This is a genomic window from Streptomyces sp. NPDC042346, from assembly GCF_055581845.1.
In genome coordinates this window covers 1,820,039-1,842,802 of record NZ_JBVJEH010000001.1, presented here as the reverse complement: position 1 = coordinate 1,842,802, position 22,764 = coordinate 1,820,039, and the positions used below count along the sequence as shown (strand labels likewise).

Annotated in this window: 20 protein-coding genes; 7 read left to right on the top strand and 13 right to left on the bottom strand. The window is 70.5% G+C overall.

Annotated elements, in window-relative coordinates:
• Window positions 1–213: hypothetical protein (locus ACZ6K0_RS08615; RefSeq protein ID WP_469227494.1), on the top strand; the 213-nt coding region annotated here is incomplete at its 5' end.
• Between the two features lie 142 nt (window positions 214–355).
• Here the strand turns inward: ACZ6K0_RS08615 and ACZ6K0_RS08610 are convergent.
• The 3 genes from ACZ6K0_RS08610 to thyX form a co-directional block, all read right to left on the bottom strand.
• Window positions 356–2,041 (bottom strand): ribonuclease J, encoded by a 1,686-nt coding sequence (locus ACZ6K0_RS08610; RefSeq protein WP_376409798.1) that lies wholly within the window; start codon window positions 2,039–2,041, stop codon window positions 356–358.
• Window positions 2,042–2,141: 100 nt separating this feature from the next.
• Window positions 2,142–3,041: a 4-hydroxy-tetrahydrodipicolinate synthase gene (gene dapA / locus ACZ6K0_RS08605; protein ID WP_376409795.1), complete on the bottom strand. Its 900-nt coding sequence runs from the start codon at window positions 3,039–3,041 to the stop codon at window positions 2,142–2,144.
• 179 nt (window positions 3,042–3,220) lie between these two features.
• Window positions 3,221–3,961 (bottom strand): FAD-dependent thymidylate synthase, encoded by a 741-nt coding sequence (gene thyX / locus ACZ6K0_RS08600; protein WP_376409792.1) that lies wholly within the window; start codon window positions 3,959–3,961, stop codon window positions 3,221–3,223.
• 187 nt (window positions 3,962–4,148) lie between these two features.
• Between thyX and ACZ6K0_RS08595 the strand changes: the two genes are divergently transcribed.
• Together ACZ6K0_RS08595 and ACZ6K0_RS08590 are read left to right on the top strand one after the other, a co-directional pair.
• A complete protein-coding gene (locus tag ACZ6K0_RS08595; protein ID WP_150265503.1) occupies window positions 4,149–4,388 on the top strand; it encodes a hypothetical protein in 240 nt (79 codons plus the stop codon).
• A gap of 54 nt (window positions 4,389–4,442) precedes the next feature.
• Window positions 4,443–5,003 (top strand): hypothetical protein, encoded by a 561-nt coding sequence (locus ACZ6K0_RS08590; RefSeq protein WP_376409789.1) that lies wholly within the window; start codon window positions 4,443–4,445, stop codon window positions 5,001–5,003.
• On the opposite strand, the gene ACZ6K0_RS08585 is transcribed toward ACZ6K0_RS08590, so the two are convergent.
• The 6 genes from ACZ6K0_RS08585 to eccD all read right to left on the bottom strand — a co-directional run bounded on the left by ACZ6K0_RS08585 (window position 4,993) and on the right by eccD (window position 12,086).
• The gene (locus tag ACZ6K0_RS08585; RefSeq protein WP_376409786.1) at window positions 4,993–5,445 is read right to left on the bottom strand and encodes a hypothetical protein; all 453 of its coding nucleotides are present in this window, start codon (window positions 5,443–5,445) and stop codon (window positions 4,993–4,995) included. The genes ACZ6K0_RS08590 and ACZ6K0_RS08585 overlap by 11 nt on opposite strands.
• A 5-nt stretch (window positions 5,446–5,450) precedes the next feature.
• Entirely contained in the window at window positions 5,451–6,203 is a 753-nt protein-coding gene (gene dapB, locus ACZ6K0_RS08580) for a 4-hydroxy-tetrahydrodipicolinate reductase (protein WP_469227495.1), read from the bottom strand.
• Between the two features lie 25 nt (window positions 6,204–6,228).
• A complete protein-coding gene (locus ACZ6K0_RS08575; RefSeq protein ID WP_376409780.1) occupies window positions 6,229–7,608 on the bottom strand; it encodes a M16 family metallopeptidase in 1,380 nt (459 codons plus the stop codon).
• Window positions 7,605–9,821, bottom strand: a complete 2,217-nt coding sequence (locus ACZ6K0_RS08570; RefSeq protein WP_376409777.1) for a polyribonucleotide nucleotidyltransferase — start codon at window positions 9,819–9,821, stop codon at window positions 7,605–7,607. The genes ACZ6K0_RS08575 and ACZ6K0_RS08570 overlap by 4 nt, the downstream gene beginning before the upstream one ends.
• 281 nt (window positions 9,822–10,102) lie before the next feature.
• The gene (gene rpsO / locus ACZ6K0_RS08565; protein WP_024758243.1) at window positions 10,103–10,393 is read right to left on the bottom strand and encodes a 30S ribosomal protein S15; all 291 of its coding nucleotides are present in this window, start codon (window positions 10,391–10,393) and stop codon (window positions 10,103–10,105) included.
• A gap of 211 nt (window positions 10,394–10,604) precedes the next feature.
• Window positions 10,605–12,086: a type VII secretion integral membrane protein EccD gene (eccD, locus tag ACZ6K0_RS08560; protein ID WP_376409773.1), complete on the bottom strand. Its 1,482-nt coding sequence runs from the start codon at window positions 12,084–12,086 to the stop codon at window positions 10,605–10,607.
• Between the two features lie 184 nt (window positions 12,087–12,270).
• Between eccD and eccCa the strand changes: the two genes are divergently transcribed.
• Both eccCa and ACZ6K0_RS08550 read left to right on the top strand, forming a co-directional pair.
• Window positions 12,271–16,224: a type VII secretion protein EccCa gene (gene eccCa / locus ACZ6K0_RS08555; protein ID WP_376409770.1), complete on the top strand. Its 3,954-nt coding sequence runs from the start codon at window positions 12,271–12,273 to the stop codon at window positions 16,222–16,224.
• A 100-nt stretch (window positions 16,225–16,324) separates the two neighbouring features.
• The gene (locus ACZ6K0_RS08550) at window positions 16,325–16,600 is read left to right on the top strand and encodes a DUF397 domain-containing protein (RefSeq protein WP_376409767.1); all 276 of its coding nucleotides are present in this window, start codon (window positions 16,325–16,327) and stop codon (window positions 16,598–16,600) included.
• 66 nt (window positions 16,601–16,666) lie between these two features.
• On the opposite strand, the gene ACZ6K0_RS08545 is transcribed toward ACZ6K0_RS08550, so the two are convergent.
• The 4 genes from ACZ6K0_RS08545 to eccB form a co-directional block, all read right to left on the bottom strand.
• Entirely contained in the window at window positions 16,667–16,954 is a 288-nt protein-coding gene (locus ACZ6K0_RS08545; RefSeq protein ID WP_376409764.1) for a WXG100 family type VII secretion target, read from the bottom strand.
• 55 nt (window positions 16,955–17,009) lie between these two features.
• A complete protein-coding gene (locus ACZ6K0_RS08540; RefSeq protein ID WP_376409761.1) occupies window positions 17,010–17,360 on the bottom strand; it encodes a WXG100 family type VII secretion target in 351 nt (116 codons plus the stop codon).
• A gap of 190 nt (window positions 17,361–17,550) precedes the next feature.
• Entirely contained in the window at window positions 17,551–18,840 is a 1,290-nt protein-coding gene (gene mycP, locus ACZ6K0_RS08535) for a type VII secretion-associated serine protease mycosin (protein ID WP_376409759.1), read from the bottom strand.
• Window positions 18,841–18,852: 12 nt separating this feature from the next.
• Complete coding sequence (eccB, locus tag ACZ6K0_RS08530; RefSeq protein WP_469227496.1) at window positions 18,853–20,412, bottom strand: type VII secretion protein EccB; 1,560 nt, start codon at window positions 20,410–20,412, stop codon at window positions 18,853–18,855.
• 190 nt (window positions 20,413–20,602) lie between these two features.
• On the opposite strand from eccB, the gene eccE reads away from it, so the two are divergent.
• Together eccE and ACZ6K0_RS08520 are read left to right on the top strand one after the other, a co-directional pair.
• Window positions 20,603–21,907 carry a type VII secretion protein EccE gene (gene eccE, locus ACZ6K0_RS08525; protein WP_469227497.1) on the top strand — a complete coding sequence of 435 codons (1,305 nt, stop codon included), beginning with the start codon at window positions 20,603–20,605 and terminating at the stop codon, window positions 21,905–21,907.
• Window positions 21,907–22,722 (top strand): hypothetical protein, encoded by an 816-nt coding sequence (locus ACZ6K0_RS08520; RefSeq protein WP_469227498.1) that lies wholly within the window; start codon window positions 21,907–21,909, stop codon window positions 22,720–22,722. The genes eccE and ACZ6K0_RS08520 overlap by 1 nt, the downstream gene beginning before the upstream one ends.
• Window positions 22,723–22,764 lie beyond the last annotated feature (42 nt).

The window sequence follows — 22,764 nt, the reverse complement described above, 5'->3', positions numbered from 1 at the left end:
TCAACTAATCTGGCGTTGATTTTTGGCACGCTGTTGAGTTCTCAAGGAACGGACGCTTCCTTTGTACTCACCCTCTCGGGCTTTCCTCCGGGCTTTTCCCTTCGTTCCGAAGCCTATCAGATCTTTTCGATCCGATTTCCTCGGCGCTTTCCGGTCCCTTTTGTTTTCACTCCGGGGGCCTTTCGGCGGTTCCGACTTTATCAGAAGTTCTGAGTCGGTATTTCCGCCTCCCGTTCACCCGTTCTGGCGCACGACGGCGCCGGGGCTTCCCGGTCTGGCGGAGCCGTAAACGTACTGGAGCGGGGCGCCCCGATGCAAATCGAGGGGCCCCGCTCCGGTGTGGCGCTGGTCAGGCTCAGACCTCGACGACGACCGGGAGGATCATCGGGCGCCTGCGGTAGGTGTCGGAGACCCACTTGCCGACGGTGCGGCGGATCAGCTGCTGGAGCTGGTGGGGTTCGACGACGCCGTCCTGGGCCGACTTGTTCAGGACCTGGTCGACCTTGGGGATCACGGCGTCGAAGGCCGAGTCCTCGATGCCGGAGCCGCGGGCGTGGATGTTCGGGCCGCTCACGATCTTGCCGGTCGAGGAGTCCACGACCACGAAGACCGAGATGATGCCCTCGTCGCCGAGGATCCGGCGGTCCTTGAGGTGGGCCTCGGTGACGTCGCCGACCGAGAGGCCGTCCACGTACACGTAACCCGCCTGGACCTTGCCGACGATCTTGGCCTTGCCGTCGATGAGGTCGACGACGACGCCGTCCTCGGCGATGACGATGTGGTCCTTGGGGATACCCGTCATCGCGCCGAGCTCGGCGTTGGCGCGCAGGTGGCGCCATTCGCCGTGGACCGGCATGAGGTTCTTCGGGCGGCAGATGTTGTAGAAGTACAGCAGCTCGCCGGCCGAGGCGTGGCCCGAGACGTGGACCTTGGCGTTGCCCTTGTGGACGACGTTCGCGCCCCAGCGGGTCAGGCCGTTGATCACGCGGTAGACCGCGTTCTCGTTGCCCGGGATGAGGGACGAGGCCAGGATGACCGTGTCGCCCGGGACGATCCGGATCTGGTGGTCGCGGTTGGCCATGCGGGACAGGGCAGCCATCGGCTCGCCCTGCGAACCCGTGCAGACCAGCACGACCTCGTCGTCCGGCAGGTCGTCGAGGGTCTTCACGTCGACGACGAGGCCGGCCGGGACGCGGAGGTAGCCCAGGTCACGGGCGATGCCCATGTTGCGGACCATCGAGCGGCCGACGAAGGCGACCCGGCGGCCGTACTCGTGGGCGGCGTCGAGGATCTGCTGGATGCGGTGCACGTGGCTGGCGAAGCTGGCCACGATGATGCGCTTCTGGGCGTTCGCGAAGACCGTGCGCAGGACGTTGGAGATGTCCTTCTCCGGCGGGACGAAGCCCGGGACCTCGGCGTTCGTGGAGTCCGAGAGAAGGAGGTCGATGCCTTCCTCGCTCAGACGCGCGAACGCGTGGAGGTCGGTGAGACGGCCGTCCAGCGGGAGCTGGTCCATCTTGAAGTCGCCCGTGGCGACGGCCATGCCCGCGGGGGTGCGGATGGCCACCGCGAGCGCGTCCGGGATGGAGTGGTTGACCGCGATGAACTCGCAGTCGAACGAACCCAGGATCTCCCGGTCGCCCTCCTTCACCTCAAGGGTGTAGGGGCGGATGCGGTGCTCCTGGAGCTTGGCCTCGATCAGCGCGAGGGTCAGCTTGGAGCCGATGAGCGGGATGTCCGGCTTGAGCCGGAGCAGGTAGGGGACGGCACCGATGTGGTCCTCGTGGCCGTGCGTGAGCACGATCCCCTCGATGTCGTCGAGGCGGTCCCGGATGATGGTGAAGTCGGGCAGGATCAGGTCGACGCCCGGCTGCTCCTCTTCGGGGAAGAGGACGCCGCAGTCGACGATGAGCAGACGGCCGTCGAACTCGAAGACCGTCATGTTCCGGCCGATCTCGCCGAGCCCGCCGAGCGGGGTGACGCGCAGGGCGCCCTTCGGGAGCTTCGGCGGAGCGCCGAGTTCAGGATGCGGATGACTCAAAAGACTCTCCTCACCACGCGCGCCACGTGCCGTTCGGGCACGTGGCGCGCATGACATTCGTGCACTTGCTGTTGTCAGTGTTCAGTTGTGAAGTCCGTTGTCAGAGTTCTACCCCGCCGGCGGCCAGGTCGACCTTGAGCTGCTCGGTCTCCTCGGCGGAGAGCTCCACGAGCGGGAGGCGCAGCGGGCCGGCCGGGAGGCCCTGGAGGGCGAGGGCGGCCTTGGTGGTCATGACGCCCTGGGTGCGGAACATGCCGGTGTAGACCGGGAGCAGCTTCTGGTGGATCTCGATGGCCTTCTGGACCTCGCCGCCCAGGTGGGCGTCGAGGAGGGCGCGGAGGTCGGGGGTGACGATGTGGCCGACGACCGAGACGAAGCCGCAGGCGCCCACGGAGAGCAGCGGCAGGTTGAGCATGTCGTCGCCGGAGTACCAGGCGAGGCCGGAGCGGGCGATGGCCCAGCTGGCGCGGCCGAGGTCGCCCTTGGCGTCCTTGTTGGCGACGATCCGGGGGTGCTCGGCGAGGCGGACGATCGTCTCGGTGTCGATCGGGACGCCGCTGCGGCCGGGGATGTCGTAGAGCATGACCGGGAGCTCGGTGGCGTCGGCGATGGCCGAGAAGTGCCGGTAGAGGCCCTCCTGCGAGGGCTTGTTGTAGTACGGCGTCACGGCGAGCAGGCCGTGGGCGCCGTCGCGCTCCGCGGTACGGGCCAGTTCGAGGGAGTGGTGCGTGTCGTTGGTGCCGATGCCGGCCACGATGTGCGCGCGGTCTCCGACCGCCTCCAGCACAGCTCGTACCAGCTCCGATTTCTCCGCGTCGCTGGTGGTGGGGGACTCGCCGGTGGTGCCGTTGACGACGAGGCCGTCGTTGCCTGCGTCCACCAGATGGGTGGCCAGTCGCTGGGCACCGTCGAGGTCGAGTGCGCCGTCCGCCGTGAAGGGCGTGACCATGGCGGTGAGGACCCGCCCGAAGGGGGTCTGCGGAGTGGAGATCGGAGCCATGGGTAACACGCTACTCGCTGCTCAGCGCCGGGTGTCCCTGAGGGGGACAGGAAGAAGAGGAGCCCGGCACTGCCTGCTCGGGGGTTCAGGCAGTGCCGGGTCCGTTTGATCAGCCTAGATGAACTTCGTGAAACGCCGCAATACGGACACTTCGTGCGAGTGGCTCGGACATGTGTGCCCTACGGGGCCACACGGCCGTTCTTGTTGAAGGCGGCGTGGGTCAGCGGCATCAGCCGGGCCCAGTGCTCCTCCATCTTCTCGCCGACCATCTCGATCTCCCGCTGCGGGAAGGACGGGACCGCGGCCAGCTCGTGCTGGGTGCGCAGGCCCAGGAAGTGCATGAGCGAGCGCGCGTTGCACGTGGCGTACATCGAGGAGAAGAGGCCGACGGGGAGGACGGAACGGGCGACCTCGCGGGCGACGCCGGCGGCCAGCATCTCCTGGTAGGTGGCGTAGGCCGTTCGGTACGACTCCTCCATCGTCCGGCTGACCACGTCGTGCTGCTCCTGGGTGCCCTCGACGAAGACGTACTTGCCGGGGCGCCCCTCCTGGACCAGCTTGCGGGAGGTGTCCGGGACGTAGAAGACCGGCTGGAGCTCCCTGTAGCGGCCCGATTCCTCGTTGTACGACCAGCCGACGCGGTGCCGCATGAACTCACGGAACACGAAGATCGGGGCGCTGATGAAGAACGTCATCGAGTTGTGCTCGAACGGGCTGCCGTGGCGGTCCCGCATCAGGTAGTTGATCAGGCCCTTGGAGCGCTCCGGGTCCTTCTGGAGCTCTTCGAGGGACTGCTCCCCCGCCGTGGACACACGCGCCGCCCAGAGGACGTCGGAGTCGCTCGCCGCGTTCTTGACCAGATCAACGGTGACGTCGCTCCGGAAGTCGATCTTCACGTTCTCGGTGGGGGTGTCGGTCACCAGCGGTCCTTCCAGTCGGCTGTTGCAGCGCCCACTCTAACGACGTCCTCACGTCATCCCGACGACGTCCTACCCGAGGATGAGATTCGGCCGCTTTGGTGAAATAGGGCACCAAAGCGTCGGTTCTCTCGTCTGTACCGGTGAAGCACCACGAAGGCAGACACGACGACAGAGGAGAGTGGCCCTGATGTTCCGCCGGAGAGAGGCCGTACCGTTCGCGTTCGTCGCGGAGGCCGACCACTTCCGCAGTAACGTCACTCCGCCACCCCGGGAGCGCCTCAGCGCCTCGCAGATCGTGGGTCGTACCCTGATCGGACTGACCGTCGTGGCCGGGCTCGCCGGGTCGCTGATCTTCGGGATGCCCTCGCTCCAGTCGGGGGACGCCGCCACTCATCAGCAGCAGTCCGAAGCCTCCGACAACCGCTGAGGTAGCCTCACCGGGCACTGCCCCTTCGAGCGTGCTTGTGAGTGAGGAACTGTCGTGCCCCTGCCCTTCCTGACGGCCGACCGTGCTTTTGACACGACCGACCACGTCGCCCTGCCGTTCGACGACCACGATCAGTGGCGTCGTCCGTACAGGCCGGGGTCGTGGCGTGTCGGAGCCGCGGCGCTGGCGCTGCTGCTGGCCTCGTTCGTGCTGCTCGCCGCCGTGATCATCGTCGCCGCCGGGGGCTTCGGCGCCGCCGCGGTGACGCTCGTGATCGCCGTGCTCGTGATCCTCGCCTCGCTGCGGATGCTCCGCGTGGGCACCTGGGTGAGCCGGGCCGGGGTGCGGCGCGTGGGCTTCCTGCGGACCGTCACCGTGCCGTGGGCGAAGGTGACGTCCGTACGGACCGTGCAGCAGCCGGTGCGCTGGCTGGGACTCCCCCGCACCGTCCAGGGCCAGGCCCTGGTGCTCGGCCGGCAGGGTGGTGAGCAGCTGCTGCTGCTCACCGACCACAGTGCCGACTTCCTCTCCCGCGTCGAGGCCTTCGACCGCGCGGCCGACACGGTCGAGGCCTGGAACGCCGAGTACGGCGTCGTCCCGGCCGCTACGCGCTGACCGTACGTCCCTCGTGGAGGGCGATGGCCCGCTGCATCGCCTTGCGGGCCCTCGGGGTGTCGCGGGCGTCGTGGTAGGCGACCGCGAGCCGGAACCAGCAGCGCCAGTCCTCCGGGGTGTCCTCCGTCTCGGCCTTGCGCCGGGCGAAGACCTCGTCGGCCGAGTCGCGGTCGATCCGGCCGCCCTCGGTGCGCTTCAGCTCGTCGACGGGCAGGCCGCCCTCCGCCTCCAGCTCGGTGGCGAGGCGGCCCGCCCGCCGGGCGAACCGGGTGTTCTGCCAGAGGAACCAGCCGCCCACGGCCGGCAGCAGGAACGCCACCGCGCCCATGCCCATGGCCGCCGGCTCGCCCGTCAGGAGCAGGAGCACGCCCTCCATCGCCACCACGCCGAAGACGAGGACGAGGACGGTGGCGAGGAAGACGTACGTGATCTTTCCGCCCATCGCCGTCAGCCCAGGTCCAGGAAGTGTTCCAGGCCGAAGGTGAGGCCCGGGGCGGTGGTCACGCGGCGGGCGCCCAGGAGGATGCCCGGCATGAAGCTGGAGTGGTGCAGCGAGTCGTGGCGGACCGTGAGGGTCTCGCCCTCGCCGCCCAGCAGGACCTCCTGGTGGGCGAGGAGACCCGACAGGCGTACGGAGTGGACGCGGACGCCGTCGACGTCGGCGCCGCGGGCCCCTTCGAGGCCCGTCGCGGTGGAGTCCGGCTGGGCGCCGAGCCCGGCCCCGGCGCGGGCCGCGGCGATCAGCTGAGCGGTACGGGTGGCGGTGCCCGAGGGGGCGTCCACCTTGTGCGGGTGGTGCAGCTCGACGACCTCGACCGACTCGAAGTACGGGGCCGCGATCTGGGCGAACTTCATGGTGAGGACCGCGCCGATGGAGAAGTTCGGCGCGATGAGGACACCGGTCTCCGGAGAGGCCGCGAGCCAGGTCCGCAGCTGCGCGAGGCGCTCCTCGGTCCAGCCGGTGGTGCCGACGACCGCGTGGATGCCGTGGCGCACGCAGAAGTCGAGGTTGTCCATCACCGAGCCGGGGGTGGTCAGCTCGACGACGACCTGGGTGCCCGCCTCGGTGAGCGTCTCCAGCTTGTCGCCCCGGCCGAGGGCGGCGACCAGTTCCATGTCCTCGGCGGCCTCGACGGCCCTGACCGCCTCGGAGCCGATACGGCCCTGGGCTCCGAGGACCGCCACGCGCAGCTTGCTCATTGATCTTCCTTAAAAGGGCTCGGTATCAGGAGACCGCTTGATGGAGGCGGTCCGCCTGCTTGTCCTTCAGCGGTCCTATCACCGACAGGGAGGGCCGCTGGTCCAGTACATCGCGGGCGACGGCCCGGACGTCGTCCGGGGTGACCTCGGCGATCCGGGTGAGCATGTCGTCGACCGACATCTGGGTGCCCCAGCAGAGCTCGCTCTTGCCGATGCGGTTCATGAGGGCGCCGGTGTCCTCGAGGCCGAGGACGGTCGAGCCGCGGAGCTGGCCGACGGCGCGGACGATCTCCTCGTCCGTGAGGCCCTCGGAGGCGACCTTGTCGAGCTCGTCCCGGCAGATCCGCAGCACGTCGTGGACCTGGTTGGGGCGGCAGCCCGCGTACACCCCGAAGAGGCCGCAGTCGGCGAAGCCCGAGGTGTACGAGTACACGCTGTAGGCCAGGCCGCGCTTCTCGCGGACCTCCTGGAAGAGCCGGGAGGACATGCCGCCGCCGAGGGCGGTGTTCAGCACGCCGAGGGCCCAGCGGCGCTCGTCGGTGCGGGCAAGTCCCGGCATGCCGAGAACCACGTGGGCCTGCTCGGTCCTGCGGTTCAGGTGCTCGACGCGGCCCGCCGTGCGGAGGGTGCGCCGGCCGTCGCGGGGGGCGACGGGCACGGCGTCGGTACGGGTCAGGGCGCCGGCCTTCTCGAAGGCGCGGCGGACCTGGCGTACCACCGTGGCGTGGTCGACGTTGCCCGCGGCGGCGACGACCAGGTGGGTCGGGTCGTAGTGCTTCTTGTAGAAGCGGGCGATCTGGCCGCGGGTGAGGGCGTTGACCGTGTCGACGGTGCCGAGGACCGGGCGGCCCAGCGGGGTGTCGCCGAACATCGTCTGCGCGAACAGGTCGTGCACGACGTCGCCGGGGTCGTCCTCGGTCATCGCGATCTCTTCGAGGATGACTCCCCGCTCGGCGTCCACGTCCTCTTCGAGGACGAGAGCGCCGGTGAGCATGTCGCAGACGACGTCGATCGCCAGCGGCAGGTCGGTGTCGAGGACCCGGGCGTAGTAGCAGGTGTACTCCTTCGCCGTGAAGGCGTTCATCTCGCCGCCGACCGCGTCGATCGCGGAGGAGATGTCGAGGGCGGACCGCTTGTGGGTGCCCTTGAAGAGGAGGTGCTCCAGGTAGTGGGTCGCGCCGTTGAGACTCGGGGTCTCGTCCCGCGAGCCGACGTGGGCCCAGATGCCGAAGGTGGCGGAGCGCACGGAGGGGAGGGTCTCGGTGACGATCCGGAGGCCGCCGGGGAGGGTCGTGCGCCGGACCGTGCCGATGCCGTCCTTGCCCGGGAGAAGCGTTTGGGTACGGGCGACGGCCCGCCCCTCCGAAGAGGGGCGGGCCGTCGTCACGGAACTACGGGACGTCACTGGTCGGTGTCGTCCTTCGCGTCAGCGCCGTCCTCGTCCGCGATGACGGGGATCAGGGACAGCTTGCCGCGCTGGTCGATCTCGGCGATCTCGACCTGGACCTTGGAGCCGATCGCGAGCACGTCCTCGACGTTCTCCACGCGCTTGCCACCGGCGAGCTTGCGGATCTGCGAGATGTGCAGCAGACCGTCCTTGCCGGGCATCAGGGAGACGAACGCACCGAAGGTGGTGGTCTTGACGACCGTACCCAGGTAGCGCTCGCCGACCTCCGGCATGGTCGGGTTGGCGATCGCGTTGATCGTGGCGCGGGCGGCCTCGGCCTGCGAGCCCTGCTGGGCACCGATGTAGATGGTGCCGTCGTCCTCGATCGTGATGTCGGCGCCGGTGTCCTCCTGGATCTGGTTGATCATCTTGCCCTTGGGGCCGATGACCTCACCGATCTTGTCCACCGGGATCTTGACGGTGATGATGCGCGGCGCGTTCGGGGACATCTCGTCCGGAACGTCGATCGCCTCGTTCATCACGTCGAGGATGTGCAGACGCGCGTCACGGGCCTGCTTCAGCGCGGCGGCCAGGACCGAGGCGGGGATGCCGTCGAGCTTGGTGTCGAGCTGGAGCGCGGTGACGAAGGTCTTCGTACCGGCGACCTTGAAGTCCATGTCGCCGAACGCGTCCTCGGCGCCGAGGATGTCCGTGAGGGCGACGTAGTGCGTCTTGCCGTCGATCTCCTCGGAGATCAGGCCCATGGCGATACCGGCGACGGCGGCCTTCAGGGGCACACCGGCGTTCAGCAGCGACATGGTCGAGGCGCAGACCGAGCCCATGGACGTCGAGCCGTTGGAGCCGAGGGCCTCGGACACCTGACGGATCGCGTAGGGGAACTCCTCGCGGGTCGGGAGGACCGGCACGATGGCGCGCTCGGCGAGCGCGCCGTGGCCGATCTCACGGCGCTTGGGCGAGCCCACGCGGCCGGTCTCGCCGACGGAGTACGGCGGGAAGTTGTAGTTGTGCATGTAGCGCTTGCGGGTCACCGGGGAGAGGGTGTCCAGCTGCTGCTCCATGCGGAGCATGTTGAGGGTGGTGACGCCCAGGATCTGGGTCTCGCCACGCTCGAACAGCGCCGAGCCGTGCACGCGCGGGATGGCCTCGACCTCGGCCGCGAGCGTACGGATGTCCGTCAGGCCACGGCCGTCGATGCGGACCTTGTCCTTGATGACGCGCTCGCGGACCAGCTTCTTGGTCAGCGCGCGGTAGGCACCGGCGATCTCCTTCTCGCGGCCCTCGAAGGCCGGGAGGAGCTTCTCGGCGGCGAGCTCCTTGATCCGGTCGAGCTCGGCCTCGCGGTCCTGCTTGCCGGCGATGGTGAGCGCCTTGGTGAGCTCACCCTTGACGGCGGCGGTCAGCGCCTCCAGGACGTCGTCCTGGTAGTCCAGGAAGACCGGGAACTCGCCGGTGGGCTTGGCGGCCTTGGCGGCGAGGTCCGACTGGGCCTTGCAGAGAGCCTTGATGAAGGGCTTCGCGGCCTCGAGACCGGCGGCGACGACCTCCTCGGTCGGCGCCTCGGCGCCGCCCTTGACGAGCTCGATCGTCTTCTCGGTGGCCTCGGCCTCGACCATCATGATCGCGACGTCGCCGTCCTCCAGGACGCGACCGGCGACGACCATGTCGAAGACGGCGTCCTCGAGCTCGGTGTGCGTCGGGAACGCGACCCACTGGCCCTTGATCAGGGCGACACGGGTGGCGCCGATGGGGCCGGAGAAGGGCAGGCCCGCCAGGATCGTGGAGGCGGAGGCGGCGTTGATCGCGACCACGTCGTACAGGTGGTCGGGGTTGAGCGCCATGATCGTCTCGACGATCTGGATCTCGTTGCGCAGGCCCTTCTTGAAGGAGGGGCGCAGCGGCCGGTCGATCAGACGGCAGGTGAGGATCGCGTCCTCGGAGGGGCGGCCCTCACGGCGGAAGAAGGAGCCGGGGATCTTGCCGGCGGCGTACTGCCGCTCCTCGACGTCCACCGTCAGGGGGAAGAAGTCCAGCTGGTCCTTGGGCTTCTTCGAGGCGGTGGTCGCGGAGAGGACCATCGTCTCGTCGTCCAGGTAGGCGACGGCGGAGCCGGCGGCCTGCTTGGCGAGACGGCCCGTCTCGAAGCGGATGGTGCGGGTACCGAAGGTGCCGTTGTCGATGACGGCCTCGGCGTAGTGGGTCTCGTTCTCCACTAGTGGTTTCTCCTACGTGTTCGTCTTTGCGTCCGGGGCCCGTGTGGCCGGGGACGGTGTCGACGGGGCGGAGAGACGCGCCTTGGGTGCGGGCCGGTCTTCGATCGAAGCACCCGGCATCTTCCGGGGGCCACTACCGAGGACCGGCGGCGAGCAGGCGGCTCCTCGCTCGTCCGTCGTATGGGGTTGTGCGACCAGACTAAGTGCCTGTGTGCACTTTGTGCACGTACAGCAAAGGGAGCGGCCCCCTGAAAGTGGGAACCGCTCCCTTCACGGCGTCCTTACTTGGCGCCGCCGGCCGCACCGCGGCGGATGCCGAGGCGGTCGACCAGGGCACGGAAGCGCTGGATGTCCTTCTTGGCCAAGTACTGCAGCAGGCGGCGGCGCTGGCCGACCAGGATCAGCAGACCACGACGGGAGTGGTGGTCGTGCTTGTGCTGCTTGAGGTGCTCGGTCAGGTCCGAGATGCGACGGGAGAGCATGGCGACCTGGACCTCGGGAGAGCCGGTGTCGCCCTCCTTCTGGCCGAACTCGGTCATGATCTGCTTCTTGACAGCGGCGTCGAGAGCCACGCTGATCTCCTCTTAGTCTTCGTGCGCCCGCGAGTGCCCCTGGTCTAGATCTCAGGGGAAGCTTCCGTGACTCGGCGGGCGAAGGTCCGATGGGCGCAGCTTCCAGAGGCTTCCCGAGCAGGTCGGGGGCTTTCCGGGAGCGCGTACACAAACGGCCGTCACACAGCGTACCAGTTCGGCGGAGCGGGCCCGTCGCCTTTACCGCCCGTCCCTACTTGCTGGTGAGGGAGCGGACCGCCATGAAGACGTCGAGGACGGCGAGGCAGAGGGGGACGAGGGAGAGGAGGACGAAGCCCTCGGCGAGGTCGAGGAGGCGGCCCCAGAAGGGCGAGAGGCCCTTCTTCGGGATGATCAGGCCGATGGCGGTGATCAGCGCGGCGCCGGCGGCGACGGAGGCGGTGAGCCAGATCGTCCGGATGTCGAGGCCGCCGCGGTCCCCGTACATCAGGAGGTCCTTGACCAGGTCGACCGGCGGGTTGAGGGAGAGGCCGAGGACGAGCAGCGCGATGGCGGCGATGCCGGCGACCAGGACGCAGGCGACCTGCGAGGTGTAGCGGAAGAGGCGGGCGCGGAGCAGCATCGCGAGGCCCGCGGCGAGGGCGAGGAGCTGGCCCCAGAGGTTTCCGGCGAAGCCGAGGACGGCGGCGGAGCCGACGACGACGGCCGCGCAGCCGCCGACGAGGCCGAGGAGCATCTCGTGGCCGCGGCGGGCCTGGAGGGCGATGCGCTCGCCGTCGACGGCCCGGTCCTCGTCGTCCGTCGGGTGCTGCTGCGGGTCGCCGAGGAACTCGTCGTCGGCGGCGCTGCGCGGGGCCGCGTAGCCGATGGGGAGCCGGGCGAAGCGGGCGGAGAGGCCGGGGAGGAAGGCGACCACGCCGATGGCGACGGGGGCGCAGACCGCCGCGGTCTCCGTCGCGGAGCTCTCGGTGAGGATCATCACGAAGGTGGCGAGGGTGCCCACGGTCGCGAGGAAGGTCGCCGCGACGAAGGGGGCGTCTCCGCTGGGGGTGAGGGCGACGAGGGCCACGGAGGCGACGAGGACGGTGACGCAGCCCAGCAGGAACTGGAGGCGGCCGGGGCCCGCGCCGGGGTCGGCGGCGATGATGCCGGAGCCCGCGATGAGCAGCAGGGGCAGCGCGCCGAGGCCGAGGGCGACGGCGGTGGCCCGGTCGCCGTAGACGCGGGCGCGGACGCCCGCGAAGGCGGTGAGGAGCAGGCCGGCGGCGCCCGCGATGATGCCGGGCAGGCTGTGCATGTCGTGGCGGACCGGGTCCGCGAACCAGAGCACGAAGCCCATGAGCACGAGCAGCAGGACGCCGCCGAGGAGGCCGGCGCCGCGGAGCAGCTCGTCGCCCCACAGGTGCCGGTCGCGGGTGACGGCGGAGGCGACGGCGTCGGAGACGTCGTCGTAGACCGCCGGCGGCAGGGACTGCGCGAAGGGGCGCAGGGAGAGCACCTCGCCGTCGAGGACCTGCTGGGCGGCGAGTGTGCGGGCGCCGTCGAGGACGGACCCGTCGCGGCGGACGAGGTGGTAGCCGGTCGGGGTGCCCGCCGTTTGCGTCTGCCCGGTGAGCCGCAGGATCTCCGGGTAGACGTCGGCGACGGCGATGTCCTCCGGGAGCGCGACGTCGATGCGGCTGTCCGGCGCCACGACGGTGACGCGGCAGAAGCCGGTCGCTGCGGTCGTACTCACGTGTCTGGACCCCCTGATTCGCGGTTGCGCACGATGCGCGCGCCACCCTACCGGGGACGGCCGGTGGGGGCTGCAAGTAGGATCGCCGTCCCATGGGGGAAGTCCGCGCGCCCGGCTGCCGACTGGGGTGCCGGCGCGGAAACTCCCGCCACGAGCCCGCCTCCTACGAGGGATTGATGCGCCGGTGAGCCAGATCGTCGTCAAACGCCCGCCGAGGGCGCTTCCGCCGGAAGTGCCCGGTGAGGAACTGGTCCTGGAGTCTCCGCCGGAACTTCCGCGGGGGCAGCAGGAGTCGGCGTTGATGCAGCTCCTGCCGATGCTCGGCATGGGTTCCTCGGTGGTCTTCTTCTTCATGACGCCGTCGCCGATCATGCGGATCATGGGTGTGCTGATGCTGGCGTCGACGGTCGCGATGGCCGTCGCCCAGTTCGTCAGATTCCGTCGCGGTACGCAGGGGCAAATGTCCGATGTCCGCCGCGACTACCTCAAATACCTCGCGCAGACGCGGCGTACGGTCCGGCGCACGGCGCGCAAGCAGCGGGACGCGCAGCTGTATCTGCACCCCTCCCCCGAGCAGCTGTGGTCGGTCGTGGCCGAGGGCTCGCGGGTGTGGGAGCGCCGGGTGGGCGACCACGACTTCGGTCAGGCGCGGATCGGGCTCGGGTCGCAGCAGCTGGCGACGGCGCTCGTGGCGCCGGACACGGCTCCGGTGGACGAGCTGGAGCCGCTGTGCGCGGGCGCGATGCAGCAGTTCCTGGCGGTGCACGGCACGTTGGACGGGCTGCCGATGGCGGTCTCGATGCGGGCGTTCTACCACGTGACGGTGTCGGGTGAGGCGGAGTCGGCGCAGGCGGTGGCCCGGGCGCTCGTGGCGCAGCTGGTGACGCTGCACTCCCCCGACGACCTGATGCTCGCGGTGGTCGCGGCGCGGGCTTCGCAGGAGCGGTGGGACTGGACGAAGTGGCTGCCGCACACGCAGGTGCCCGGACAGGTCGACGGGGCCGGTACGAAGCGGCTGTTCGGTGACGACCTCGGCGAGCTGGAGAACCTGATCCGTTCGAAGCTCGACGGGCGGCCTCGGTTCTCCCGGGACAACCAGCCGGTGCTGGACCAGCCGCACGTGGTCGTGGTCCTGGACGGCGGGATGGTGCCGCCGGACTCGCTGCTCGCGGCGGCCGAGGGGCTCCAGGGCGTGACGATCGTGGAGGTCGTCTCGGGCGAGCTCGACGAGCCGCGCGGCGGTCTCTCCGTGGTGGTGCGGCCGGGGCGGCTGAGTCTGGAGTTCGGCGGCGGCTTCGCGTACGAGGGGGCGCCGGACGGCATCTCGCTGCCGGCGGCCGAGGCTCTGGCCCGGCAGCTGGCGCCGCTGCGGATGGGCGGCGGGGACGACGACGAGCCGCTGCTCGCCAATCTGGACTTCACGGATCTGCTGAACCTCGGGGACGCGGAGTCGGTGGACGTGGCGCGGACGTGGCGGCCGCGGACGGTCGCCGAGCGGCTGCGCGTGCCGATCGGCGTCGGCGAGGACGGCCAGCCGGTCATGCTGGACCTGAAGGAGGCCGCGCAGGAGGGCATGGGTCCGCACGGTCTGTGCGTGGGCGCGACGGGTTCCGGCAAGTCGGAGCTGCTGCGGACGCTCGTGCTCGGTCTCGCGGTGACGCACTCGTCGGAGACGCTGAACTTCGTCCTCGCGGACTTCAAGGGCGGTGCGACCTTCGCGGGCATGTCGCAGATGCCGCACGTGGCGGCGGTCATCACCAACCTGTCGGACGACCTGACGCTGGTCGACCGCATGGGCGACGCGATCCGCGGCGAGTTGCAGCGGCGTCAGGAGCTGCTGCGTTCCGCGGGCAACTACGCCAACATCCACGACTACGAGAAGGCGCGGGCGGCGGGTGCTCCGCTGGAGCCGCTGGCCTCGCTGGTCCTGGTGATCGACGAGTTCTCCGAGCTCCTCACCGCCAAGCCGGACTTCATCGACATGTTCATCCAGATCGGCCGCATCGGCCGGTCGCTGGGCGTGCACCTGCTCCTCGCCTCGCAGCGCCTGGAGGAGGGCAAGCTGCGGGGCCTCGACACGTACCTCTCGTACCGGATCGGTCTGCGGACCTTCTCGGCGGCGGAGTCGCGGACGGCGATCGGTGTGCCGGACGCGTACCACCTGCCCTCGGTGCCCGGTTCGGGCTACCTGAAGTTCGGTACGGACGAGATGACCCGCTTCAAGGCGGCGTACGTCTCGGGGACGCACCGGACGGGCGGGCCGCGTCTGGAGATCGGGCACATGCCGGTGGAGCGGCGGCCCGCGCTGTTCACGGCGTCGCCGGTGCCCGTGGTGTACGCGGCGCCGGACCCGGCGTACCTGAGGGCGCAGCGCGCCGAGGAGGACGACGCGCTCGCGGACACGGTCCTCGACGTGATCGTGCGGCGTCTGGAGGGTCAGGGCGTGCCGGCGCACCAGGTGTGGCTGCCGCCGCTCGACCAGGCGCCCTCGCTGGACCAGTTGCTTCCGGGGCTCGCGCAGACGGCGGACCGGGGGCTCACGGCCACGGAGTACACGCGGCAGGGCGGGCTCACGGTGCCGCTCGGGCTCATCGACAAGCCGTTCGAGCAGCGGCGTGAGGTGCTGTACCGGGACTTCTCCGGCGCGGCCGGTCACATGATGGTGGTGGGCGGTCCGCAGTCCGGCAAGTCGACGCTGATGCGGACGCTCGTCTCCTCGTTCGCGCTCACCCACACGCCGGCGGAAGTGCAGTTCTACTGCCTGGACTTCGGTGGTGGCGGTCTGATCTCGCTGGCCGATCTGCCGCACGTCGGCGGGGTGGCGTCGCGGCTCGACCCGGAGCGGGTGCGGCGGACGGTCGCGGAGGTGCTGGGGGTTCTCAACCGGCGGGAGGAGTTCTTCCGTTCGCACTCCATCGACTCGATGACGACCTACCGGCGCAAGCGGGCCGCGGGCGAACTGCCGGGCGAGGCCTGGGGCGACGTGTTCCTGGTCGTGGACGGCTGGGGCGGTTTCCGCAACGACTACGACACGCTGGAGCCGATCGTCTCCGACATCGCGGCGCGCGGTCTGGGCTACGGCATCCACGTGGTCATCACCGCCTCCCGGTACATGGAGGTGCGGGCGGCCCTCAAGGACCAGATGCTGGGCCGGCTCGAACTGCGGCTCGGTGACGTCATGGACTCCGAGTTCGACCGCAAGGTCGCGGCGAACGTGCCGACCGGGGTTCCGGGGCGCGGCCAGGTGGCGGAGAAGCTGCACTTCATGGGCGCGCTGCCGCGGATCGACGGGTCGAGCTCGGGCGCCGACCTGTCGGACGGCACGGCGGCGTTCGTGCAGGCCGTGCGGGCGAGCTGGACCGCTGCTCCGGCCCCGGCGGTGCGGCTCCTGCCGCGCAGGCTGCCGGCGGAGCAGCTGCCGAAGGGCTTCGAGTACCCGCAGCACGGCATCGCGATCGGCATCGACGAGACGAACCTGGAGCCGGTGTTCGTCGACTTCGAGTCGGATCCGTTCTTCCTGGTCTTCGGTGAGAGCGAGTCCGGCAAGACGGCGCTGCTCCGGCTGATCGCCAAGCAGCTGTGCGAGCGGTACACGCCGGAGCAGGCGCGGATCGTGGTGGGTGACTACCGGCGGACGATGCTGGAGGCGGTCGCGCCCTCGCACCTCCTGGAGTACGCGCCGATGGCCTCGGCCATGCAGATGCACATGGACGCCATCAACACGGTGATGACGAAGCGGGCGCCCAAGCCGGACATCACGCCGCAGCAGCTGCGGGACCGGAGCTGGTGGACCGGTCCGCAACTGTTCGTGCTGATCGACGACTTCGAGCTGGTGGCCACCAACTCGGGCAATCCGCTGGCGGTTCTCGTCGAGAACCTGCCGTTCGCGCGGGACGTCGGCATCCGCTTCATCGTGGCGCGCAACCAGGCCGGTGCCTCGCGGGCGATGTACGAGCCGTTCATGCAGCGCATGAGGGAGCTGGGCGCGCAGGGCGTGATCCTCTCCGGCGATCCGCAGGAGGGCGACATCCTCAGCAACGTCCGGGCGAGGCCGATGCCTCCGGGCCGCGGCACGTTCGTCTCGCGCAAGCGGGGGTCGCCGCTGGTGCAGCTGGGCTGGCTGCCGGAACAGCACTGAGCGGAGCGGGGACGGCGGAGGCTGGATTTTCCGCCGTCCCGGTACGGCGGTCCCACTACTGTGGAGGGGACCGTCGTACCACCGCGAAGGGAAGGCGCCGATGACCGACGCACACGCCAGCACCGCCGACAGCGACCTGGCCGCCGAGAAGCAGCGGCAGAAGGACGAGCTGTACGCGCTCGACATCTCCGGCGTCGAGTGGCAGGGCGCTCCGGGCACCAGCCCGGACGAGGAGCGCGTGGAGATCGCGCACCTGCCCGAGGGGGCGGTGGCGATGCGTTCGTCTCTCGACAAGGAGACGGTGCTGCGCTACACGAAGGCCGAGTGGGACGCGTTCGTCCTGGGTGCCCGGGACGGCGAGTTCGACCTGCGGTAGCCGGTGGTACGCGTGAGGGGGTGGCCCGTCGGAACGGGCCACCCCCTCACGTGCGTTCGCGGGATGTCACATACGGAAGCGGGCGGCGTTGCCCTTGTCCGTGTCCTGGTAACCCTGGACCGACTCGTCGAGGAGCTGGGCGATGCGCGCCAGGTCCTGGTTCATGCCGGCCATGTCGCGGGTCAGGCGGTCCTGGCTCTCGCGGTACGCGATCTTGGCCTCACCCTCCCAGTTGGAGGCGACGCGGTTGACCTCGGCCATGAGGTCGTCCAGCTTCTGGGTGAGGGTGGTGGAGGTCAGGCGGGTGTCGGCCGCCGCCTGCGTCACGGTGTCGTAATTGACCGCAGTGGTCATGGTGATGACTCCTGGAGTGAGAGTGGCGCGGAGGACTGGTCGAGCCGGTGGTGGCTCAGACGCCGAGGATGGCGCTCTGGTTGCCGCCGCCGCCGGCGCCGCCGGCGCCGTCCATCGTGCGGAAGGACCGCAGACGGTCCTCCTCCTCGCGCGAGAACCCGTCGGCGCTCATGCGCATGATCTCCTCGAGCTTGGAGAGCTCGTTGCGCATGCTGCGCAGGCGCTGGTTCAGGTCGTTCTGGACCCGGTCGTACTCCTTGCTCGCAGCACCCTGCCAGCCCGCCTGGACGCGGTCGACCACGCCGTTGAGCGAGGTGATGCGGGACTGGAGCTCGTCGGAGAAGTCCTGGATCCGGCCTGCGAGCCGAACTTGTTCGGCACTGGTTACGTTCAGGTCTTTCGACATCTTGCCCCTTCTTCCTTCGGTGGCGTCGACGGCCGGGCCGTCGGGCCTCCCGGTTGTGATGCGGACGGGAATCTTCTGATGCCGCCCCCGTGCTGGGTTCGCACTGCCGTGCCCCCCGCGGTCACTTTAGCCATTGGCGGCGGCAGTTCCAACTGCAAAGGAGGGACCGGATACTTGACCGGTACGAGGTTCAACGAACCCTCCTCCTGCGGCGGCTGTCGCGGATCACGACGGCGGTTCCGGCGACCACGGCCACCAGCACACCGCCGATCCCCAACGTGTAGGTGGCGAGCCGTTCGGAGCGCTCCTGGGGCGTCTCCGACAGCGCCAGACGGGCCGGCTCGGGCGCCGGCGGCTTGGGCGGGCCCGGGTCGGGCGTGGGCGTGGCGGGCGGCGTCCCCGGCGGCACGTCGGCGAGCGCCCGCAGCGGGTCGACCACGCCCCAGCCCACGAAGTTGTCACGGCCGTTGACGGAGCGGACGGCGGTCTGCTCGATCCGGGCGACGATCTGGGCCGAGGACCAGTCGGGGTACCTGGCCTTGAGCAGGGCGGCGACGCCGGCGACGTACGGGGCGGAGAAGCTCGTCCCGTTGTCGACGCACTGGCCGCCGCCGGGGACGGTGGAGACGATGTCGACGCCGGGGGCGGCCACGCCCACGAAGGTGCCGGCCTGGGAGAAGGCGGCCCGTTCGTTGTTCCGGTCGGAGGAGGCGACGGCGAGGACCCCGGGGAACGCGGCCGGGTAGGTCTTCTTGAGCTTGCCGTCCATGCCGTCGTTGCCGGCGGAGGCGACGACGACGACGTCCTTCTCGATGGCCTTGGCGATGGAGACGGCCATGGGCGAGTCCGCGGCGAGTGGCTGGGTCGTGTCCTGCGAGATGTTGATGACGCCCGCGCCCTTGGCCACGGCCCAGTCGATCGCCTTGGCCATGGTGTCGGACTTGCCGCTGTTCTTCTCGTCGTTCTGGCGGATCGGGATGATCGTCGCCTCGGGGGCGAGACCGACGAAGCCGGTGCCCTTGGCGGGGCGGGCCGCGATGATGCCGGCGACCTTGGTGCCGTGGCCGACCTCGTCGACGGTGCCGTCGGTCTTGCCGCGCTTCTCGTCGCCGAAGCCGGGGTTGTTCTTGTCGGGCTTGAGGAAGTCCTTGCCCGCCTTGGCGTCGACGGCCTTGCGCAGCTGCGGGTTGACGTCGTCGACCCCGGTGTCGATGACGGCGACCCGTACGCCCTTGCCCTTGGTGTGCTGCCAGAGCTCGTCGAGGAGGACCCGCTGGAGCGGCCAGGGGATGCCCTCGATCTGCTTCTTCATGGGGAAGGTGCATTCGCCGCTGCCGTCGAGCGCCCAGGCCTCCGGCCGGGGCGTCTGCGGTCGGAGCGTCTCCGGTCCGGGCGCCGCCGCGGCGGCGGGCGCCGCGAGCAGGCCCGTCAGGGTGGCGGCGGTGAGCAGGGCGGCCGCCGTGCGGTACGTCGTCGTCACCGGTGCCACCCCCTAGGAACCCTGCGGCTGACGCGCGCTGTTGGTGTCGAGTCGCGGGCCCTTCGACAGGAACTCCGACCATTCGATCGGGACGAGGACCGGCATGACCTTCTCGTAGCCCAGACGCTTCTGGGCCTCGGAGGGTTCCGGGCGTCCGTCGGTCTGCTTCTCCTGGTTCCCGGTGCCGATCTCGGAGTGGTCGGAGTCGCTGTCGCCGTTGGCCTGGACGGCGTAGCGCAGTCCGGTGTCGGTGACGAGGAAGAGCGAGCCGGGGGGCGCCTTCTGCCCGCTCTGGCCCTGGACCTGGGTGTAGAGCAGGCCGCTGCCCGGGGTGACGTACGTGCTGGTGCCGCCGGCCGTGATCTCGGCGGGGTACTCGGTGCCGGCCCAGGTGGTGAGGGTGGTCTCGCCCTTCTCGTCGACGTCGTTGAGGACGCTGCACACGGTGTCGCGGGCGCCGTCGCCGGTGCCGGAGTTGACGACCTCGGCGGTCTGCCGCTGCGGCCAGCGCACGTCCTCGTTGAAGACCTTGGGGTCCGGGACGAAGGAGGAGGCGTCGACGGTGGTGGGCTTGCCGTCCATGTCGAGGACGCCGGTCTCCGGGGAGCTGATGAGCAGCCAGGCGGTGAACGCGGAGACGGGCTGGACCCGGCCGGGCAGCACGACGTAGTGCTGGGGCCCGGAGCCGGTCTGGGCGAGGAGCACCAGGCCGACGCGGTCCTCGGTCCCGTTGAGCGTGCTGCCGGGGACGCCGGCGGGGTCGCCGATCTTGCCTCCGATGCCCGCGAGGCTCGGGAAGTCGATCGCGTCGCCGGTCTTCAGGGTGGCGAGCCAGTCGTCGGTGACGGCCTGCGGCTGCTTGCGGCCGAAGAGGGCGTTGACCAGTCCGGCGCGGTCGGCCTTCACCGGGTACTTGGTGCCGGTGTGGTCGACGAGGAACTGGGCCGCGCCCTTCTGGCCCTTGACGTAGAGGACCTCCCCGTCGTCGAGCCTGTTCTTGTCCTCGGTCCGCGGGATGTCGCGCTGGGCGAAGAGGAACGTCGCCTTCTGGACGCTGGCGCCCTTGCCGCCGCCGGGCTGTTCGCAGACGGCCCAGCGCTTCTCCGTGCCCGCGTCGTCGGCGGTGGGCAGCCGGTCGGGGGCGTACGGGATGCCGAGGATCGGGCCGCGCTGCTTGTCCTCGTCGAGCTTCTTGTCGCTGACCTGCACGACCTGGAACTGGTCGGGGTTGAGCAGCAGACGGGCGGAGGCGAGGTTGAGGACGGGGTGGAGCAGTGTCTTCGCGTCCTTGCCCGTGCCGGTCTCCAGGACGACGTACCGGGTCGTCGACTGCTTGCCGACGATGACCCGGGTGCCGGGGGTGTCCCAGCCCTTGGGGGCCTGCGGGCTGAACATGCCCCAGGCGCCGAAACCCGCCATCACCAGCGCGCCGACGATGAGGCCGGGGATGATGGCACGCAGCGGCCGCGGCGCCCCCTCCTCCGTGCCGGAGGGCGAGGGTTGGAGGAATGCCGCCACCGTGCGCTTCTTCGCAAAGGTGTACGCGTTCAGCTCGTCCCGGCGCGATGCCATGAGTCCCCATTCTCGTCAGGCGCAGTCTTCGCGCGGGGTCCGGGGGAGGTGACACCCGGGCCCCGGCTGTCGGACCGGCCCCCTACTATGCCTGCTGTCCCGTGGGGTTCGTGGGGCGGGTAGGGTGATCCGGCCGCCAAAGCCCTGGCGGGCCAGGGCGATCGGGACGAATTGAGGGGGATTCTCCATCATGGCTTCCGCGACGCGGACGCGGCCCGGCGCGGCCACCGCTTCAGCACCCCCTTCCACGGGATCCGTTTCCTCGGTCTCACCGAGGCTTCAGGCACGTCCCGGACACTTCGGTTCGTTCCGATTGCAACAGCTCGTACTGATAGAGGTGGCGGCGGCGTTGCTCGCCGTCGCCTGGGTCGTCGACCGGCTGATGCTGGTGCCCGCGGGCGTCGTCGCCGTCGTGCTCGTCCTGTTGGCGCTCGTACGCCGTCACCGGCGGTCGCTGCCCGAGTGGCTCGGCACCTTCCTCGCGCTGCGCGCCCGGTCGCGCCGGGCGGCGTCCTTCGCGGTGCCGGAGGGCACGGAGCCGGGGTTCGCGCCGGTCGTGGAGTGCGACCCGGCGCTGCGGACGTACGCGTACAGCGACCGCGACCGGCGGCCGGTCGGGATGATCGGCGACGGCACCTTCCTGACCGCGGTGCTGCGGGTCGAGTCGGACGGCTCGGCGCTGCGGCCGGACCGCGGGGCGCGGCCGCTGCCCGTCGGGCTCGTGCGGGACGTCCTGAGCGTGGACGGCATCCGGCTGGAGTCGGCGCAGATCGTGCAGCACACGCAGCCCGCTCCCGCTCCGCACCTGCCGGCGCAGTCGATGGCCGCGCGCAACTACGGGCCGCTCCAGGCGCAGACGGGTTCGCCCGCGGTGCGGATCACCTGGATCGCGCTCAAGCTCGACCCCGAGCTGTGCCCGGAGGCGGTCGCCGCGCGCGGCGGCGGCATGACGGGCGCGCAGAAGTGCGTGGTGCGGGCGGCGGACCAGCTGGCGAGCCGCCTCGCGGGCGCCGGGTTCTCGGCGAGCGTGCTGACCGAGCAGGAGCTGACCTCGGCGATCGCGACGTCGACCTGTGCGAGCCCGATGGCGATCGCGCAGGCGGGCCGGGGGCAGGCGCAGGCCCGGCGGACGCAGGAGACCGCGCGGACCTGGCGGGTCGACGACCGGCGGCACACGACGTACTGGGTGGGGCGCTGGCCCCAGTTGGGCGGTCCCGGCGGCAGCGCGGGCGCCTCGATGCCGCAGCTGGTGGCCCTGCTGACCTCGCTGCCCGCGCTCGCGACGACGTTCAGCCTGACGCTGAGCGGCGGGGACCGGCAGGAGGTGACGGTGACCGGACACGTACGGATCACCGGACGCAGCGACGAGGAACTCGTGGCGGCGCGGCACGAACTGGAGCGCGCGGCGCGCGGGGTGCGGACGGGTCTGGTGCGGCTCGACCGCGAACAGGTGCCGGGCATGCTCGCGACGCTGCCGCTGGGAGGTGCGCGCTGATGTCCCACGCCTCCTTCGGTACGTCGTCGGGTTCCGGGGCGCCTACCGGTCCGTCGTCCTCCCGCCGCGACTCCCGCTCGGCGCGCTCTTCCGCGCGTACGGGGCGGGACGGGCGACCGCGTTTCGGTTTCGGGCTCGTCGGGCCGCGCCGCGACCGGCACTCCGTACCCCTGGACCAGCTCGACGCGCTGGCCCTGCCCGTCGGTGACGACGGCGTGGTGATCGGCGTGGACGCCGAGAACCGGCCGGCCGTGCTCGGCATCAACCGGCCCGTCCCGTACGACGTCACGCTCATCGGCGGCCTGTGGACCGCCCAGGTGCTCGCGCTGCGCGCGGCCGCCACGGGCGCGCGGGTGGCCGTCGAGACCGGCCGCGCGCAGGCGTGGACCCCGCTCGCGCAGGCGGCGGGCGGCGGACAGCCGTGCGTCTCGCTGCACGACGTGGGCCGGGTGCCGCCGCAGGGCGCCTCGGCGGGCAGCCCGGTGGTCGTGGTGCGCGACTGCGGCATGCGGCCGCCGCGCGGCCGTGTCGTGTCGGCGCCCTGGCAGTCGGTCGTGACGCTGCTCCCGTATCTGAGTCCGGTCGCGCCCCGCCTCCTGGAGAAGTCCTCGCTGGTCGGCGTCCAGCGGGTCTCCCCGGACGAGGCCGCGCAGATCGGCCGCATCATGGGCCTCCCGCGCCACGAGTACGAGGCGCTGTCGACGCTCGCGGACGGCGTGACCCTGTGGTGCACCCAGAGCGACCGGCAATTCGTGATGACCCAGGCGACGGACGCCGAGACCGGATTGTTGGGCGGCGCGCGCAGAATGGACTGAGCGGCACAAAGTCGTTCAAGTACGTCCGTTTTTGCACTGTTT